This is a genomic window from Arthrobacter sp. AD-310, from assembly GCF_054656615.1.
The window spans coordinates 15,827-31,343 of record NZ_BAAHNO010000013.1; the positions used below are offsets into that span (position 1 = coordinate 15,827).

Below are 15,517 nucleotides of genomic sequence, written 5' to 3' on the forward strand. Positions count from 1 at the left end.
CACTGCGGCCTGCCGCAACCTGGGTGCGTCAGTCCTTGCCTACTTGGCGGCCCGCTGCCGTGACACCTCGTACAGCGAGATGCCTACCGCCATGGATGCGTTCAGGGACTCCATCGCGGAATCGATGGGGATGGACACGATCTGGTCGCAGTTTTCCCGGACCAGCCGGCTCAGTCCCTTGCCTTCGGAACCCACAACAATGCAGACCGGCTCTGTAGCGAGGGTCAGGTCCGGCAGCGAGACGTCGCCGTCACCGTCCAGGCCCAGGACAAAGATGCCCATGTTCTTGAACTGCTTGAGTGCGCTGTTGAGGTTGGAGGCGCGTGCCACGGGTACGCGGACCGCCGCGCCGGCACTCGTCTTCCAGGCCGAGGCGGTGACGCCCACGGAGCGGCGTTCCGGCACCACGACGCCGTGGCCGCTGAAGGCGGACACGGACCGGATGATGGCGCCCAGGTTCCGCGGATCGGTGATGCCGTCCAGGGCGACGAACAGCGGCGCGTTGCCGATGTGCCCCTTCTTCCACTTGTCCACGGTTTCTTCGGCCAGCTCGTAGGCATCCGCGTAATCGTACGGCGGGATCTGCAGGACCAGGCCCTGGTGGACGGCGTCGTCGGTCATCCGGTCCAGTTCGGGCTTGCCGGTTTCCAGCAGCGGGATGCCGCGCTCGGCCGCCAGCTTCAGGGATTCCTTGACCCGGTCGTCCATCTCGATGCGGATGGCGACATGGAGAGCTTTGGCGGGGATCCCGGCGCGGAGGGCTTCGACCACGGAGTTGCGGCCGGTGACCACTTCTTCTGTTGCCCGTCCCTTGGGGCCGGACTTGCCTGCCCCGGCGCTGCGGGCGCCGGCGTTGCGCTTCGCGGCGGACCGCTCTGCGAGCTGCTTTGCTTTGTGCGCCTTGTGGTAAACGCGGTCCTCTGCCTTGGGCGTGGGTCCCTTGCCCTCAAGGGCCTTGCGGCCGTGGCCGCCGGTTCCGACGGTTGGGCCCTTCTTCGCTTTAACCGACCGGCGACCATTGTTGGCCATGATGTTCCACCCTTGATTGTGTTGACTGAATCTGCGTACCAGTCTACTAACCGGCAAAAAATCGGCGGACCGGGAGGTTCCCGGCGCACGGCCCTTGACGGGTCCGGCGCGACGGCTAGTCCCGCTTCAGGCTCCAGGTGGCGCCGTCCGGGCCGTCCTCCACCAGGACCCCGGCCTGGTTCAGGGTGTCCCGGATGGCATCGGACGCGGCCCAGTCCTTGCTGGCACGGGCGGTGGCGCGGGCCGCCAGCTGCGCTTCGACCAGGACAGCCAGCGCCTCCGATTCACGGGTGCTGGCGGCTTCCGAGCCCGCGACGGCGTTGAGGCCAAGCACTTCCGTCATGAGGATCACCAGGGACATGGCGAGCCGGGCAGCATCGTCGTCGCCGTCAGCGAGGGCTGTGTTGCCCGCCCGGACAGTCTCGTGGAGAGCGGCCAGGGCACGGGGCACGTTCAGGTCGTCATCCATGGCCTCGGAGAACGCCGCCAAGGTATCCGGAGAGGAGCCGTAGCGCCCGGAGACAAAGCCGAAGTCTGTTCCAAACCGGGCGGCGGCTTTGGCCAGGAACCCGTCGATGCGTTCGACGGCGGCCGTGGCCTCCCGGAGCGACGTGGGCCGGTAGTCCAGCACGGAGCGGTAGTGGGCCTGGCCGAGGTAGTAGCGCACCACCCGGGGCGTTGCCAGTTCCAGCATTTCCGCCGGGCTGATGGTGTTCCCGATGGACTTGGACATCTTTTCGCCCTCGTAAGTCACCATGCCGTTGTGCATCCAGAAGCTGGCGAAGGGGTGTCCTGCCGCCTGCGACTGCGCCATTTCGTTCTCGTGGTGCGGGAACCGGAGGTCCAGCCCGCCGCCGTGGAAGTCGAACTCGGTGCCCAGGTACTTGGTGACCATTGCCGAGCATTCCAGATGCCAGCCCGGCCGGCCCGCACCCCAGGGCGAAGCCCAGCTGGCGGTGGCGGGTTCGCCTGCCTTGGAGCCCTTCCAGAGGGCGAAGTCGCGCGGGTCCTTCTTCCCCCGCGGGTCAGCGTCGGCTGCGGCCTGCATGTCGTCAATGTTCTGCCGGGTCAGGCTGCCGTACTTGCTCCAGGAGCGGACATCGAAGTACACGTCGCCGGAACCGTCCAGTGCAGGATAGGCGTGGCCGCGGTCGATGAGCTGCTGGATCAGGGCATGCATCTCCGGGATGTGGCCGGTGGCACGGGGTTCGTAGGTGGGCCGGGAGACCCCGAGGGTGTCGTAGGCCTTGAGGAATTCCTGCTCGTAGCGGTAAGCGAGGGCCCACCATTCCTCCTGCGGCACTTCCCCCGGTTCCGGCCTGAAATCCGCGGCAAAGGACGCCTCGGACTTGGCCAGGATCTTGTCATCGATGTCCGTGACGTTGCGGACCACGGTGACCCTGTATCCGCGGTAGGCCAGCCAGCGGGTCAGCTGGTCAAAGGCAATCGCCGACCGGATGTGGCCCACGTGGGGCATGCCCTGGACGGTTGCCCCGCAGTAGTACAGGCTCGCTTTTCCTTCGACGAGGGGGACGAAGTCGCGTACTTCGGCGGAGGCAGTGTCATAGAAGCGCAGGGTCACCGCTCCAGATTAGCCGATGCCGGTGGAGGGCCGCGGGTAAACCAGGGCGGTGGCGACGGCGGAGATCCCCTCGCCGCGCCCGGTGAATCCCAAGCCGTCGCTGGTGGTGGCGGTGACGCTCACCGGAGCGTCGGCGGCGTCGCTGAGGACCTGCTGTGCTTCCTCGCGCCGCGGCCCGAATTTCGGCCGGGTGGCCACGAACTGGACCGCGATGTTGCCGATCTCGAAACCGGCTGCCCGGACAATACGTGCAGCTTCAGCCAGGAGCGTCACCCCTGATGCACCCGCGAACTCCGGCCGGTCCGTGCCGAAATGGGTGCCCAGGTCCCCGATGCCGGCGGCGGAAAACAGTGCATCGGCGGCGGCGTGGGCCACGGGGTCCCCGTCGGAGTGGCCTGCCAGGCCCCGCTCCCCCGGCCACAACAGCCCGCCCAGCCACAGCGGGCGCGGAGCATCAGCGGCGGCGTAGGCATGCACGTCCAGCCCGATGCCGGTGCGGGGTATCAGCATGTTCTGTTCAACCATTCCTAGCCTTCCACCCACCTGGCACCCAAGGGACCTTCAAGAAGGCCTTCGGCCAGGATCAGGTCAAGCGGGGTAGTGATCTTCAGGGACTGGCTGGAACCACGGACCACGTACACGGGCGTCCCGGCCATTTCCACCAGCATGGCGTCGTCGGTGACGGCCGCGGCCTGTCTCTCATCCAGTGAACCGGCTGCCTCATGGGCCCGCTGCAACGTCGCGAAGCGGAATCCTTGAGGTGTCTGCACGGCGCGGAGGTTTTCGCGCGCCGCGGTACCCGTAACGATCTCCGGCGCCAGCGCACCATCTCCGCCCGGGGCAGCCTCGACCGTCTTCACCGTGTCCACTACGGCGATGGCCGGGATCACCGCTTCAGCCCCGGCAGCCAGTGCGTCAACGACGCGGTGGAAGACGGAGTCCGGCGTCAGGGCGCGCGCAGCATCGTGGACCAGCACCGCTTCGGTGCCCTCCATCAGCGCTGCGAGGCCGGCCCGGACCGAATCGGCACGGGTGGCGCCGCCGTCCACGACGGTCAGCAACGGGCCGCCGTCGGCCAGCTCTTCCCGGAAGTCCTCGCACAGGCGGCGCAGGCCGTCGTCGCCGGCGGGCAGGGCTATGCACACCTGGCTGGCGATTCCGGACGCGACAATGCCCCGCAGGGCATGCATCAGGATGGGTTCTCCACCCAGCGGCACGGCGGCTTTGGGCATACCGTAACCAAGGCGCTGCCCCGAGCCTGCGGCCACCAGGATCACCGCGGTGACCAGTCGCTTAGCTGTTTCGCTCATGCGGACTAGCCTACGTCCCGCCGGGCCGCCGTGCCCGGCAGGGCCGCGCCGGATCGCGGAGGCGCAAGCTGCTGCAGCATCCAGGCAAAAAGAAACCCCGGCGGCACTTGCGTGCCGCCGGGGCTTAATTCTTAGGAAGCCAGGACCTCGTCGAGAACGCTTGCCGCCTTCTCTTCGTCGGTCTTCTCAGCCAGCGCCAGTTCTGAAATCAGAATCTGCCGGGCCTTGGCCAGCATTCGCTTCTCGCCTGCGGAAAGGCCCCGGTCGTGATCGCGGCGCCACAGGTCGCGGACGACCTCTGCTACCTTGATGACGTCACCGGAAGCAAGCTTCTCCAGATTTGCCTTGTACCTGCGTGACCAGTTGGTGGGCTCTTCGGTGAACTCGGCGCGAAGCACATCAAACACGTGCTCCAGGCCATCCTTGCCCACTACGTCCCGGACCCCAACAAGGTCAACGTTTTCTGCTGGAACTTCAATGGTCAGATCACCCTGAGCCACCTTGAGCTTGAGATACATTTTCTCTTCGCCCTTGATGGTGCGCATCTTGATTTCTTCAATCTTCGCAGCACCGTGGTGAGGGTAAACTACTGTCTCGCCGACCTCAAATACCATGTGGACATTTCCCCTTTCCCGCAGACCAGTTTATCACGATGTAGGCATATGACCGGCCGCCGGAGAGGCCCGGAACCGCGAAAATACGCGGAAAATAGGCCAAATCGACCCCCTTGGACCCCTTGACGGATGCGGATAATAGTGCATCCCCCGGGTGCTGCCAAGGCCGATGTGACGGGTCCGAATCCTCGTTTCGGGGGCTTTGCGGATAGGCTATGGCTGAAAAAAAGTTTCAAGACTTCTCGAGGAGTACGTGACGTGCGTTCCACTGCGATGAACCGGGCCCAGCGCGGCAAACTGGCACTGACGGCTGCCGCACTTGGCATCGGGCTGCTGACGTCCGGCTGCGGGTACATCAATTCCCAGCAGACGAGTGAGCAGTACCAGGCCTCCGATGGCATCGTCGCCGACCTCGGGCCGCTGAAGCTCAGCAACATCCTCATCGTTTCCTCGGGCGAGGACCAGCCGGGCCGGGTTATCGGCGCCGTCTACAACTCCTCGTCCCAGGACGTCACGCTCACCATGAGCGGCGCAGAAGGCGCGCAGACCGAAGTTCCGGTCAAGGCCAACTCCTACGTCCTGCTGAATGACACCTCGGATGAAGCCATCCTGAGCACCAGTGGCGGCCGCCCCGGTTCGCTGGTTGACGTCAAGGTCTCCGAAGACGGCACCAACGTCAGCAACACCGTCAAGGTCCCGGTTGTGGATGCCACGCTGCCGGAGTACAAGGAATACCTGCCCGCCGGAAGCACGCCGTCGCCCAGCACCTCGGCCACGCCGTCGCCGTCGGCCTCGGAGTCCGAAGGCGGCGCCGGCCACTAAGGCGGGCCCCGCGAACGCTGCACGGGATACGGGAAAGGGAGGAGCCGGACGGCTCCTCCCTTTCCCGTATCCCGGCCCGCACCTTCAGGGCGGTTAGCGGATTACGGTTCGAACTTGTAGCCCAGGCCGCGGACGGTCACCAGGTACCGGGGGGCGGACGGATCAGGCTCGATCTTGCCGCGGAGCCGCTTCACATGGACGTCGAGTGTCTTGGTGTCCCCCACGTAGTCGGACCCCCACACCCGGTCGATCAACTGGCCGCGCGTAAGTACCCTGCCGGAGTTGCGCAGCAGCATCTCCAGGAGCTCGAATTCCTTCAGGGGCAGCAGCACCTGTTCGCCGCCAACGCTCACCACATGCCGCTCAACGTCCATCCGCACCGGGCCGGCCTGCACGGTGGAGGAAACGAGTTCCTCCGGTTCGCCCTGGCGACGGAGCACTGCCCGGACCCGGGCCACCAGCTCGCGGGAGGAATAAGGCTTGGTCACGTAATCGTCCGCACCCAGCTCCAGGCCGACGACCTTGTCGATTTCCGAGTCCTTGGCGGTCAGCATGATCACCGGAACACTGGAGCGCTGCCGCAGCTGTCGGCACACCTCTGTTCCGGACAGCCCGGGCAGCTGCAGGTCCAGCAGCACCAGGTCGGCGCCGTTCCGGTCGAATTCGGTGATGGCCTCCAGGCCGTTGTCCACGACCTCCACCTCGAATCCTTCCTTGCCCAGTAGGTAGGACAGTGGATCGCTGAACGATTCCTCATCCTCGACAATCAAAATCCTGCTCAAGCGCTGGCTCCTCGTTCTTTTGCGCCGGCGGCGCGCGGTACCTGGGTGACTGTTGGCTGTTCGGGGCGTTGCGCTGCCGCTTCGTGCACGTGGACGGCCGGCTGCGGAAGGTCCTCGCCGCCGTCGTGCCCCTCCATTTCGGGGAGGCGGAGCGTGAAGGTGGAGCCCTGGCCCGGCTGGGACCAGAGGGTCACCTCGCCGCCGTGGTTCGAGGCGACATGCTTGACGATGCTCAGGCCCAGGCCGGTGCCGCCGGTGTGGCGGGACCGGGCCGCGTCCACCCGGTAGAAGCGTTCGAAGACGCGTTCCTGGTCCTCGGCGCTGAGGCCCTCGCCCTGGTCGGTCACGGAGATGGAGATTAGCCCTTCCTTGGACCGGACGCCAATGCCCACCCGGGTGTTCGCGGGTGAGTAGCGGATGGCGTTGTCGATCAGGTTGCGCAACGCGGTGACCAGCAGGTCCTGGTCCCCGAAGACCTTCGCCTCGGTCCGGCCGCCCACCACGATGCTGATGTTCTTGCTCTCCGCCGGCAGTTGGGACCGGTCCACGGCCTCGGCGATGACGGCGTTTACATCCACCGGTCCGCCCTGCTGCGTGACGCTGGCTCCCTGCAGCCGGGACAGCTCGATGATGTCCTGCACCAGTGCCGCGAGCCGGCCGGATTCCTTGTGCATGCGCTTGGCGAAGCGGCGGACGGCCAGTTCGTCGTCGGCAGAGGATTCCAAGGCCTCGGCCAGCAGGGAGATCGCGCCCACAGGCGTTTTCAGTTCATGCGAGACGTTGGCGACGAAATCGTTGCGGATCTCCTCGGTACGCGTGATTTCGGTCCGGTCGTCTGCTAGCAGGAGGATATATTCCTCACCGAGCATCGCCGCCCTGACCTGCACAATGATGGTTCCCTGCCCGAGCGGACCCCGCGGCAGCTCCAGCTGCTTCTCCAGGATGACGCCGTCCCGGCGGACCCCGGCGGTCATGTCCAGCAGTTCCCTGTGCACGACCGTATGGCCGCGGACCAGCCCATAGGCGTAGGCGGCAGGGCTCGCGCGGACTACACCGTCCACGGCGTCCACCACCACAAAGGCCCGTCCGACGACGGCCAGTACCTCCGCTGCCCCGGCCGGCAGGGCGGGCTCCTCTGCGTCCATGTCCAGCAGCCGGCGCTGCTTCTCGCTGACCCGGAAAGCGAGCACGCCGAACGTGCCGAGCGCCAAGCCGACGAGGCCTGCGACGAGGCCGATGAACATAGGATCCACACGTCCACCTTATGCTCTTACCGAGGGCTATCCGGCGCGTCCGGACCCCCTGCGCCTACGGTTCAACTAACGTTCACCTTCAAGGGCATAACCGTTCACCGGGTAGTGGCACAGTAAAGAGTTGGAGTGCCGAATGGCGACACAATTCCTGCTGCCCTGAGGCGGGCACGCTGGAATTCCAAGGAAAGGACGCCTACGTGCGTAAGGTTTTTCAGGAAGAGCTCACCCACGTGGGCGAGCAGCTGGTGGAGATCTCCCGGCTGGTCAGCGAAGCGATGGAGAAGGCCACCACCTCCTTCGAAGTGGCGGACGTGGACCTGGCCCAGGACGTTATTGCCGCTGATGCGCGCATCGACTTCCTGCAGAACAGTCTGGACGAGCGGGCCATCGACATCCTTGCCCTGCAGGGTCCCGTTGCCAGCGACCTCCGAATGATCGTGGGCTCCCTGCGGATGAGCGCCTCGCTGGAGCGGATGGGTGACCTTGCCCGGCATATCGCGCAGCTGGCCCGCCTCCGGTTCCCGTCGACAGTGATTCCGGCGTCCATGACGGCAACGTTCAAGGAAATGGCCGAACTGGACAAGCAGATCGCGCGCAAGCTGACCGTCCTGCTGGAGACGCGCGACCTTGAGGTCGCCCGCGACATCCTGAAGGCGAACACCGCCATCAACGACCTGCACCTCAGCGTCTTCAAGGCCATCGCCGCCCCTGAGTGGACCGAGTCGCCGGCCACCACCGTGGACGTTGCGCTGGCCAGCCGCTACTTTGAACGGTTCGCGGACCACGGTGTCTCCGTTGCGCAGAAGGTCACCTACCTGGTCACCGGCGCCTGGCACCCGGGCGGCACCGAGCACAGCTAACCGGTCGGAGTTTTTGTCCATGTATGCAGGCCTCAGAGGCTTGGAACCCTGCATATGTGGACAAAAACTCCCAGGGAATTGCGACGGCGGGCTGGTCACCTGAGGTGACCAGCCCGCCGCCGTGCGTTCTACTGCTTTATTTCTTGCCCTGGTTGGCGACCGCCAGGATGGCCTGCTCGGCAGCTTCGGGGTCGAGGTAGGTGCCGCCCGGCTTCACGGGCTGGAAGTCCTCGTCGAGGTCGTACACCAGCGGGATGCCGGTGGGGATGTTGAGCCCGGCAATAGCTTCGTCGCTGATGCCGTCCAGGTGCTTGACGAGTGCGCGCAGGGAGTTGCCGTGGGCGGTGACCAGCACGGTCTTGCCGGCCTTCAGGTCTTCCTTGATGTCGGATTCCCAGTAGGGCAGCAGGCGGACGAGGACGTCCTTGAGGCATTCGGTGCGCGGGAGGGCGTCGCCGAGGTCCGCGTAGCGCGGGTCATGGGCCTGGGAGAACTCGGAGTTGTCATCCAGGGGCGGCGGCGGGGTGTCGTAGGAACGGCGCCATTCCATGAACTGTTCCTCGCCGTATTCGGCCAGGGTCTGAGCCTTGTCCTTGCCCTGGAGTGCGCCGTAGTGGCGTTCGTTGAGGCGCCAGTCGCGCTTGACCGGGATCCAGCCGCGGTCGGCCTTGTCCAGGGCGATGTTGGCCGTGTTGATGGCCCGCTTCAGCAGGGAGGTGTAGAGCACGTCCGGGAGGACGTTGTTCTCCACCAGGAGCTCACCGCCCCGCGCTGCTTCCTCGCGGCCCTGGTCGTTCAGGTCGACGTCCACCCAGCCGGTGAACAAGTTCTTGGCGTTCCATTCGCTGTGGCCGTGGCGCAGCAAAATCAGCTTGTAAGTCATGATTTTCATCCTAGCCGAGCGCTGTCGCCACCCGCCGAGCATTACAAGGCGGCCGCCGGCAGGGCCGCGTCCGCAGGGATAAGGTTGTGCGGTGGTGCAAAAGGCTGAGCGGGTGAACGCCCCGCAGTTGTCCGGCAGGAACGCTTCCGGCAGGCAGGGCAGGCCGGTAGGCAACGTGACCCGCGGGACCACCAACCCCAACCGCATGCGCCGCGTGGACCGCTGGCTGGCCGGGCCGCAGGCCTGGCGGCTGCGCGCCGCAGCTGACCCGCTTGTAGTGGACCTGGGCTATGGGGCCACGCCCGCCACCGCCGTCGAACTCTATGAACGGCTGGCCTCTGTCCGCCCGGACGTTCGGGTCTGCGGGATAGAGATTGAGCCGGAACGGGTGCGGGCAGCGCTGCCGCTGCAGCGGCCCGGGCTGAGCTTCCATGTGGGCGGGTTCGAGCTTCCGGTTCCCGGGCGCCCGGTTGTGGTGCGCGCATTCAACGTGCTCCGGCAGTATGAGGAAGCCGACGTGGCGGGTATCTGGCGCCTGGTGCAGGACCGCCTGGCCCCGGGCGGGCTGTTCATCGACGGAACGTGCGACGAGATCGGGCGGCGGGTGGCATGGGTGGCCCTGGGTACGGAACGGCCCCTCTCGCTGAGTGTGTCCATGCGGTTCGGCAGCTTTGACCTGCCGTCCGAGGTGGCCGAGCGGCTGCCGAAAGCTCTCATCCACCGCAACGTACCGGGCGAGCCGGTCTACCTCTTTATGCAGGCGATGGACCGCGCCTGGCTGGAAGCGGCGCCCCTGGCGTCCTTTGGAAACCGTCAGCGCTGGCAGGGCATGTGCCGTGCGCTGCGGGACGCCGGGTGGCCGGTGCAGGACGGGCCGTCCCGGTGGCGGCTCGGCGAACTGACGGTGGACTGGGCGGTGGTGGCGCCGCTGTCCTAGGCCGGCGCTTCAGCGAGGGGACGACGGCGGGGCCCCACGGCGGCGTTGACGCCGAGGGACGGCGGGGTCACCAGGGGCCGTACGGACCCATGTTGCGGCTGCCGCCGCGGCCGGCATCCTTGACGGCGGGCCGCACGTCGGCCAGGTACACGGAGGCGGCGACCACCGCCGCGAGCCCAAAGAGGCCCAGCGTGCCGAAGAAGCCCCCGCCGCTGCTGAACAGGGAGATGACGCCGACCAGCGCGGCGCCGCCGGTCAGGGACAGCCAGAACGTCTTGGTGCGCTTGCCGGTGGCCTCGAAGGCGTTGGCGCGGTGCCGGGCGCAGTCTGCGACCGCCCACAGCTCAAGGCCGAGTGCCACCAGGGCAAGGATAAAGAACACTGCCTGTTCAACAGGCCGAATGATTAGTTCACCGTCCACAGACCAAGCCTAGCCTCCCAGCGTGTCCAATGCCTGCTCCAGGTCCGACCACAGGTCTTCGGCGTTCTCAATTCCGACGCTCAGCCTTACCAGGTTCTCCGGAACGCTTTCAGGTTCAGCCACGTGCCGGCGGCGGCGCTCGATCAGGGATTCAACCCCGCCGAGTGAGGTGGCGGGCAGCCACAGCTGCAGCGCTTTGACCAGCTTGTCAGCGGCGTCGGCCCCGTTGAGCCCGCCTGCCGGCGCCACCTGGATGCAGATGATCGACCCGAAGCCCTTCATCTGGGCTTTGGCGCGGTGGTGCCCGGGGTCAGCGGGGAGTCCGGGGAACCGGACCGATTCGACCGCAGGATGCCGGCTGAGCCGTTCCGCCAGGACCATCGCCGTTTGCTGGGACCGTTCCACCCGGAGCGCGAGCGTTCGCAGCCCCCGCAGGGCGAGCCAGGCTTCGAAGGGGCCGGCGATGCCGCCGTGGATTGTCCGGTTATGCAGCAGGGCCGATCGGATGTCCGGGTTGGACGTCACCAGCGCGCCGAGGACGACGTCGGAGTGGCCGGCAAGGTATTTGGTCACCGAGTGAAGGACGACGTCGGAGCCCAGGGCCAGCGGCTGCTGCACCAGGGGGGTGGAAAAGGTGTTGTCCGTAACCACGATGGCGCCGGCCTCATGGGCGGCCGCTGCCAGCGCCGGAACGTCGGCGATGCCGAGCATGGGGTTGGTGGGGCTTTCCAGCCAGAGCATGGACGCGGCACGTGCAGCCCCGGCCGGGCGCAGGGCTGCCTTCACCGCGTCCGTGTCCGCAATGTCCACGGTGCGGAGTTCAACGAATTCCTTTTGCGCCAGTTCCGTGGCCATGACCAGGGTTCCCGAGTAGCTGTGGGTCGGCATCACCAGCACTCCGCCGGCCGGTATCAGTGACAGGGCCGAGCTGACCGCGGCGAGGCCTGACGCGTAAAGCAGGCCGGGAAGTTCGGCGCCCTCCAGCTGGGCAAGGGCCTCTTCGAACGGGTCCCAGGTGGGGTTGGAGTACCGCCCGTAGCCGCGGTCACCGGTATCGAGGGCACCGGTGCCAAAGTAGGTGGAGGAGAGGACCAGCGGCGGGTTGACCGGCTGGTCCCGTTCCCGGGGCGGCCGCCCGGCGGCGACCACCACTGTTTCTGCTGACAGGGCGGCGGCCTGCTGTTCGGAAAGACTCATGGTGAAAAGCGTACTGGTGTTGCCGGCGCAGTCTGCCTCACGCCGCCGGGTCCGGATTCCTGTCCACATGGCCCTTGCCGTAATGGGTGAATGGCTGTAAGGATCGGTAGGCTTGGATGGTGAACACACAAGGGTCCGGGCTTTTCATCGCGTTCGAAGGCGGTGACGGTGCCGGCAAATCCACCCAGGCGGCCCGGCTCGCGGAAGCCCTTGAGTCCCGGGGGCTGACCGTGCTCCGCACCCGCGAACCGGGCGGAACCCCGATCGGCGAGAAACTCCGGTCCTTGGTCCTGGAACACGGCCACGGCCACATCGATGCGCACACAGAGGCCCTGATCTTCGCCGCGTCCCGGGCGGCGCACGCCACCCAGGTGATCCGGCCGGCGCTGGAGCGCGGCGCGATAGTCCTGACGGACCGCTACATCGACTCCTCCGTCGCCTACCAGGGAGCCGGACGGGACCTGGGCAAGGACGCCGTCCGCTCGCTGAATGAATGGGCAACCTCCGGCCTGCAGCCCGACCTCACGGTCCTGCTGGACGTGGACCCGGAGGTGGGCCGGCAACGCCGCACCGCCGGTGATGCCGCCGAGGACCGGTTGGAAGCGGAGGCGGACGACTTCCACGGACGGATCCGGGATGCGTTCCTGGAGCTGGCTGCCAGCCGGCCCGGCTCCTACCTGGTGTTGCCTGCAGGATCGCCGGTGGACCAGCTGGCAGCGGAAATCCTCGACCGGGTGGACAACCTGCTGGCCAGCCGGGGGCTTGCCTCCGCAGGCGCCGCTTCGCCCTATGGCGTGCACGGCGGCGGTACCCCATGACCGTGTGGGATGACCTGCAGGGCCAGCCCGCCGTCGTCGAGCAACTGCGCCAGGCATCCAGCGGTGAAGGCCTCACGCACGCCTGGCTGTTTACCGGCCCGCCTGGTTCCGGACGTTCGAACGCTGCGAAGGCGTTCGCTGCGGCGCTGAATTGTGACCAGGAGGACGTGGGCCAGCGCGGCTGCGGCCGCTGCCCCGCCTGCTTGACCATCCTGGGTGAGACCCATTCCGACGTCACGTTCGTCCGGACGGAAAAGGTCACCATCACCATCGACGAGGCGCGCGAACTGGTGGCGACTGCCGGGAACCGGCCGTCGTCTGGCCGCTGGCGGATCATCGTGGTCGAGGACGCGGACCGGATGGCGGAGCGCACCACCAACGTGCTGCTCAAGGCCATCGAGGAACCAACCCCCCGCACCGTATGGATGCTGTGTGCGCCCTCCCCGGCGGACGTGCTGGTCACGATCCGCTCGCGCTGCCGCAGCGTGGCGCTGCGGCTGCCGCCCGCTGCGGACGTTGCGGCCCTCCTGGTGAAGCGCGACGGCGTTGACCCCGCCCTCGCGGAACGGGCAGCACGGGCAGCGCAAAGCCATGTCGGGATTGCCCGCCGCCTCGCCAGGGACGCCGCCGCACGGGAGCGCCGGCTCGAGACGGTGAGGTTCCCGCTCGGACTCCGGGGCGTCACCGCGGCGGTGATGATGGCCGACAAGCTCGTTAAGATTGCCACCGCGGAGGCCGCGAGCTCCAACGAGGAACGGGATGCGGCCGAGAAAGCGGCGCTGCTCGCGACCCTTGGTGCGCCCGAGTCCGGGACGCTCCCACCGGCCATGCGCAGCCAGCTGAAGCAGCTGGAGGATGACCAGAAGCGCCGGGCGAAGCGGTCCATCACGGATTCGCTGGACCGTACCTTGACCGATCTTCTGTCCTTCTACCGGGATGTGCTGATTATCCAGCTTGGGAATGCTGTTGAGCTGGTAAACGTTGAGTTGAGGACTGAATTGGAGGAGTTCGCCGGCCGTTCAACTCCAGAAACCACGCTCGCCCGGATGGACGCCATCAACAAAGCCCGCGAACGCATCACCACCACCAACGTTGCCCCGCTGTTGACTATTGAGTCCATGGCAGCCAGCCTGATCTAGCCTTCCAAGGAGACCCGATGACTGCCCGCCCCCTGCCTGTACGCCGCCGATCCGTGGCGGCCGCGGTCCGTGCCGCCGGCGCCCTGGTGGTGGCCATGGCCCTGGCCTCGTGCAGCCTCCTCAACGGCGGAGACCGCACCCAGGAGACGGCCACCGCCAAGGCTGATCCGTCGATCGTAGCCTCCGCGCCCTCGGGCCTGGAGCGGTTCTACTCCCAGGAAGTGGTGTGGGAGCCCTGTGAGAACGAGTTCCAGTGCGCCAAGGTGACGGTGCCCATGGACTACGCGGATCCGGACGGCGAAACTATCCAGATTGCCGCGCTGCGTGCTTCCAGCACAGGTAAGAAGAGCGGGACCCTCCTGGTCAATCCGGGCGGCCCCGGGGCATCGGGCTACGACTTCGTCAAGGACGCGGCCCTCACGCACTTTTCCCAGTCCGTCCGCGATGCCTACGATCTTGTGGGTTTCGACCCCCGCGGCGTGAAGCGGTCCGCCCCGGTCACATGCTTGTCCGACGCCGAGCGGGACGCGGCGCGGGCGAAGGTCTACGACCTTGAAACCGATGCAGGCCTGGCCGCCGCGCGTGCAGACAACAAGGCGATCGCAGACCAGTGCGTTGAGAAGACGGGAAAGGTCCTGGCGCATATTGACACCCAAAGCGCTGCCAAGGACCTCGACATCCTCCGCGCCGTGGTCAACGACACCAAGCTGAACTACCTGGGCTACTCCTACGGGACCTTCCTGGGTTCGACATACGCTTCCCTCTTCCCGGAGAACGTGGGCCGCATGGTGCTGGACGGGGCACTTGACCCGTCCATCAGCAACGAGGAACTGACCAGCGGGCAGGCCCGGGCCTTCGAAAAGGCCATCCGGGCCTACGTGGCCAGCTGCCAGGCCCAGGACAACTGCCCGCTCAGCGGCGACGTCGACTCCGGCGTGCAGCAGATCCGCGACCTCATCGCCGCCGTGGAGCAGACGCCCCGCACTGCGAAGGACGGCCGGGTGGTCAACGCCACGATGTTCGTCAGCGGGCTGATCACGCCGCTGTATAACGACCAGAGCTGGCCGGCACTGACGCAGGCGCTGGACGCCGCGATGACGGGTGATGTCAGCCTGATGCTGCGCTTGTCAGACCTTGGTGCCGACCGGTCGTCCAACGGCTCCTACACGTCGAACTCGACCTTTGCGTTCAACGCGATCAACTGCCTGGACTACCCCATGGAGGCCGACCCGGCGGCCATGCGGGCCGAGCAGCAGCGCCTGATGCAGGAATCGCCCACGCTGGGATACTTCTTCGCCTACGGCGGCACCAACTGCGCTGACTGGCCCTACAAGAACGTCCGCACCCCAGCGCCCGTGGAGTACACCGGCGACTCCCCCATCGTGGTTATCGGCACCACGGGTGACCCCGCCACCCCGGTGGAATGGGCTTCGTCGCTGCGGAAGCAGCTGGGGAACGCTGCCCTGCTGACCTGGGAGGGTGAGGGGCACACAGCCTACGGCCGCTCCAACAGCTGCCTCGAGGACCCAGTGGACAGGTACCTGGTGGACGGGACCCTGCCGGCGGACAACACCGTTTGCTGAACAGGTGAACTGCCGCCGTACGCTCATTTTGACCCGGGCGGCGGGACTCTATTACAGTTGACTCTTGCATGAAGGGACCGGTTCCGCCGGGTATTTCATGCGGTGCTTCCTTAGCTCAGTCGGTAGAGCGTTTCACTCGTAATGAAAAGGTCATCAGTTCGATTCTGATAGGAAGCTCGGGATAAACCCCGGACAGCCCCTGGATTTAGGGGTTTCCGGGGTTTTTCGCTGGTTAAGCGGCAGATATCCTCCGAGAATCCCCGGATGATAGTGCTGGCGGGAAACTT

At 66.5% G+C, this 15,517-nt stretch carries 16 protein-coding genes and 1 tRNA gene; 7 read left to right on the forward strand and 10 right to left on the reverse strand.

Going from position 1 to position 15,517, the window contains the following annotated elements; all coding sequences use genetic code 11:
- Positions 1-39: 39 nt before the first annotated feature.
- From rlmB to ACYQ1Z_RS09535, 5 genes are all read right to left on the reverse strand, one after another.
- Entirely contained in the window at positions 40-1,029 is a 990-nt protein-coding gene (gene rlmB, locus ACYQ1Z_RS09515; protein ID WP_459792274.1) for a 23S rRNA (guanosine(2251)-2'-O)-methyltransferase RlmB, read from the reverse strand.
- Between the two features lie 115 nt (positions 1,030-1,144).
- Positions 1,145-2,611 carry a cysteine--tRNA ligase gene (gene cysS, locus ACYQ1Z_RS09520; protein ID WP_459792275.1) on the reverse strand — a complete coding sequence of 489 codons (1,467 nt, stop codon included), beginning with the start codon at positions 2,609-2,611 and terminating at the stop codon, positions 1,145-1,147.
- Between the two features lie 9 nt (positions 2,612-2,620).
- Complete coding sequence (gene ispF / locus ACYQ1Z_RS09525; protein WP_459792339.1) at positions 2,621-3,121, reverse strand: 2-C-methyl-D-erythritol 2,4-cyclodiphosphate synthase; 501 nt, start codon at positions 3,119-3,121, stop codon at positions 2,621-2,623.
- 17 nt (positions 3,122-3,138) lie between these two features.
- Positions 3,139-3,921 (reverse strand): 2-C-methyl-D-erythritol 4-phosphate cytidylyltransferase, encoded by a 783-nt coding sequence (ispD, locus tag ACYQ1Z_RS09530; RefSeq protein WP_459792276.1) that lies wholly within the window; start codon positions 3,919-3,921, stop codon positions 3,139-3,141.
- 131 nt (positions 3,922-4,052) lie between these two features.
- Positions 4,053-4,535, reverse strand: coding sequence for a CarD family transcriptional regulator (locus tag ACYQ1Z_RS09535; RefSeq protein ID WP_009357288.1), 483 nt, complete (start codon positions 4,533-4,535; stop codon positions 4,053-4,055).
- Positions 4,536-4,808: 273 nt separating this feature from the next.
- Between ACYQ1Z_RS09535 and ACYQ1Z_RS09540 the strand changes: the two genes are divergently transcribed.
- Positions 4,809-5,357 (forward strand): hypothetical protein, encoded by a 549-nt coding sequence (locus ACYQ1Z_RS09540; RefSeq protein ID WP_459792340.1) that lies wholly within the window; start codon positions 4,809-4,811, stop codon positions 5,355-5,357.
- A 101-nt stretch (positions 5,358-5,458) separates the two neighbouring features.
- On the opposite strand, the gene ACYQ1Z_RS09545 is transcribed toward ACYQ1Z_RS09540, so the two are convergent.
- The gene (locus tag ACYQ1Z_RS09545) at positions 5,459-6,139 is read right to left on the reverse strand and encodes a response regulator (RefSeq protein WP_459792277.1); all 681 of its coding nucleotides are present in this window, start codon (positions 6,137-6,139) and stop codon (positions 5,459-5,461) included.
- A complete protein-coding gene (locus tag ACYQ1Z_RS09550) occupies positions 6,136-7,383 on the reverse strand; it encodes a sensor histidine kinase (RefSeq protein WP_459792341.1) in 1,248 nt (415 codons plus the stop codon). Before ACYQ1Z_RS09550 ends, ACYQ1Z_RS09545 begins: the two co-directional genes overlap by 4 nt.
- Before the next feature lie 206 nt (positions 7,384-7,589).
- On the opposite strand from ACYQ1Z_RS09550, the gene phoU reads away from it, so the two are divergent.
- On the forward strand, positions 7,590-8,252 hold the full coding sequence (phoU, locus tag ACYQ1Z_RS09555) for a phosphate signaling complex protein PhoU (RefSeq protein WP_459792278.1): 663 nt from the start codon (positions 7,590-7,592) through the stop codon (positions 8,250-8,252).
- Positions 8,253-8,388: 136 nt separating this feature from the next.
- Here phoU and ACYQ1Z_RS09560 read toward each other — a convergent pair whose 3' ends face one another.
- On the reverse strand, positions 8,389-9,135 hold the full coding sequence (locus tag ACYQ1Z_RS09560) for a phosphoglyceromutase (protein ID WP_459792279.1): 747 nt from the start codon (positions 9,133-9,135) through the stop codon (positions 8,389-8,391).
- 91 nt (positions 9,136-9,226) lie between these two features.
- Here ACYQ1Z_RS09560 and ACYQ1Z_RS09565 point away from each other — a divergent pair, with 91 nt between their 5' ends.
- Positions 9,227-10,072 carry a class I SAM-dependent methyltransferase gene (locus ACYQ1Z_RS09565; RefSeq protein WP_459792280.1) on the forward strand — a complete coding sequence of 282 codons (846 nt, stop codon included), beginning with the start codon at positions 9,227-9,229 and terminating at the stop codon, positions 10,070-10,072.
- Positions 10,073-10,139: 67 nt separating this feature from the next.
- Here the strand turns inward: ACYQ1Z_RS09565 and ACYQ1Z_RS09570 are convergent, their stop codons facing one another.
- Positions 10,140-10,493 carry a DUF2516 family protein gene (locus tag ACYQ1Z_RS09570; protein ID WP_459792281.1) on the reverse strand — a complete coding sequence of 118 codons (354 nt, stop codon included), beginning with the start codon at positions 10,491-10,493 and terminating at the stop codon, positions 10,140-10,142.
- Positions 10,494-10,502: 9 nt separating this feature from the next.
- Positions 10,503-11,690, reverse strand: a complete 1,188-nt coding sequence (locus tag ACYQ1Z_RS09575; RefSeq protein ID WP_459792282.1) for a trans-sulfuration enzyme family protein — start codon at positions 11,688-11,690, stop codon at positions 10,503-10,505.
- A 119-nt stretch (positions 11,691-11,809) separates the two neighbouring features.
- Between ACYQ1Z_RS09575 and tmk the strand changes: the two genes are divergently transcribed.
- The 4 genes from tmk to ACYQ1Z_RS09595 all read left to right on the forward strand — a co-directional run bounded on the left by tmk (position 11,810) and on the right by ACYQ1Z_RS09595 (position 15,407).
- Positions 11,810-12,508 (forward strand): dTMP kinase, encoded by a 699-nt coding sequence (tmk, locus tag ACYQ1Z_RS09580; RefSeq protein ID WP_459792283.1) that lies wholly within the window; start codon positions 11,810-11,812, stop codon positions 12,506-12,508.
- Positions 12,505-13,647: a DNA polymerase III subunit delta' gene (locus tag ACYQ1Z_RS09585; protein WP_459792284.1), complete on the forward strand. Its 1,143-nt coding sequence runs from the start codon at positions 12,505-12,507 to the stop codon at positions 13,645-13,647. The genes tmk and ACYQ1Z_RS09585 overlap by 4 nt, the downstream gene beginning before the upstream one ends.
- A gap of 17 nt (positions 13,648-13,664) precedes the next feature.
- Entirely contained in the window at positions 13,665-15,230 is a 1,566-nt protein-coding gene (locus tag ACYQ1Z_RS09590) for an alpha/beta hydrolase (protein WP_459792285.1), read from the forward strand.
- A gap of 104 nt (positions 15,231-15,334) precedes the next feature.
- Positions 15,335-15,407, forward strand: a tRNA-Thr gene (locus ACYQ1Z_RS09595).
- Positions 15,408-15,517 lie beyond the last annotated feature (110 nt).

Coding starts and splice junctions, on each gene's coding strand:
- ACYQ1Z_RS09535 (WP_009357288.1), bottom strand. CDS start 4,535: ATGGTATTTGAGGTCGGCGAGACAGTAGTTTACCCTCACCACGGTGCT.
- ACYQ1Z_RS09575 (WP_459792282.1), bottom strand. CDS start 11,690: ATGAGTCTTTCCGAACAGCAGGCCGCCGCCCTGTCAGCAGAAACAGTG.
- ispD (WP_459792276.1), bottom strand. CDS start 3,921: ATGAGCGAAACAGCTAAGCGACTGGTCACCGCGGTGATCCTGGTGGCC.
- rlmB (WP_459792274.1), bottom strand. CDS start 1,029: ATGGCCAACAATGGTCGCCGGTCGGTTAAAGCGAAGAAGGGCCCAACC.
- ispF (WP_459792339.1), bottom strand. CDS start 3,121: ATGCTGATACCCCGCACCGGCATCGGGCTGGACGTGCATGCCTACGCC.
- ACYQ1Z_RS09585 (WP_459792284.1), top strand. CDS start 12,505: ATGACCGTGTGGGATGACCTGCAGGGCCAGCCCGCCGTCGTCGAGCAA.
- ACYQ1Z_RS09590 (WP_459792285.1), top strand. CDS start 13,665: ATGACTGCCCGCCCCCTGCCTGTACGCCGCCGATCCGTGGCGGCCGCG.
- ACYQ1Z_RS09540 (WP_459792340.1), top strand. CDS start 4,809: ATGAACCGGGCCCAGCGCGGCAAACTGGCACTGACGGCTGCCGCACTT.
- ACYQ1Z_RS09560 (WP_459792279.1), bottom strand. CDS start 9,135: ATGACTTACAAGCTGATTTTGCTGCGCCACGGCCACAGCGAATGGAAC.
- ACYQ1Z_RS09550 (WP_459792341.1), bottom strand. CDS start 7,383: ATGTTCATCGGCCTCGTCGCAGGCCTCGTCGGCTTGGCGCTCGGCACG.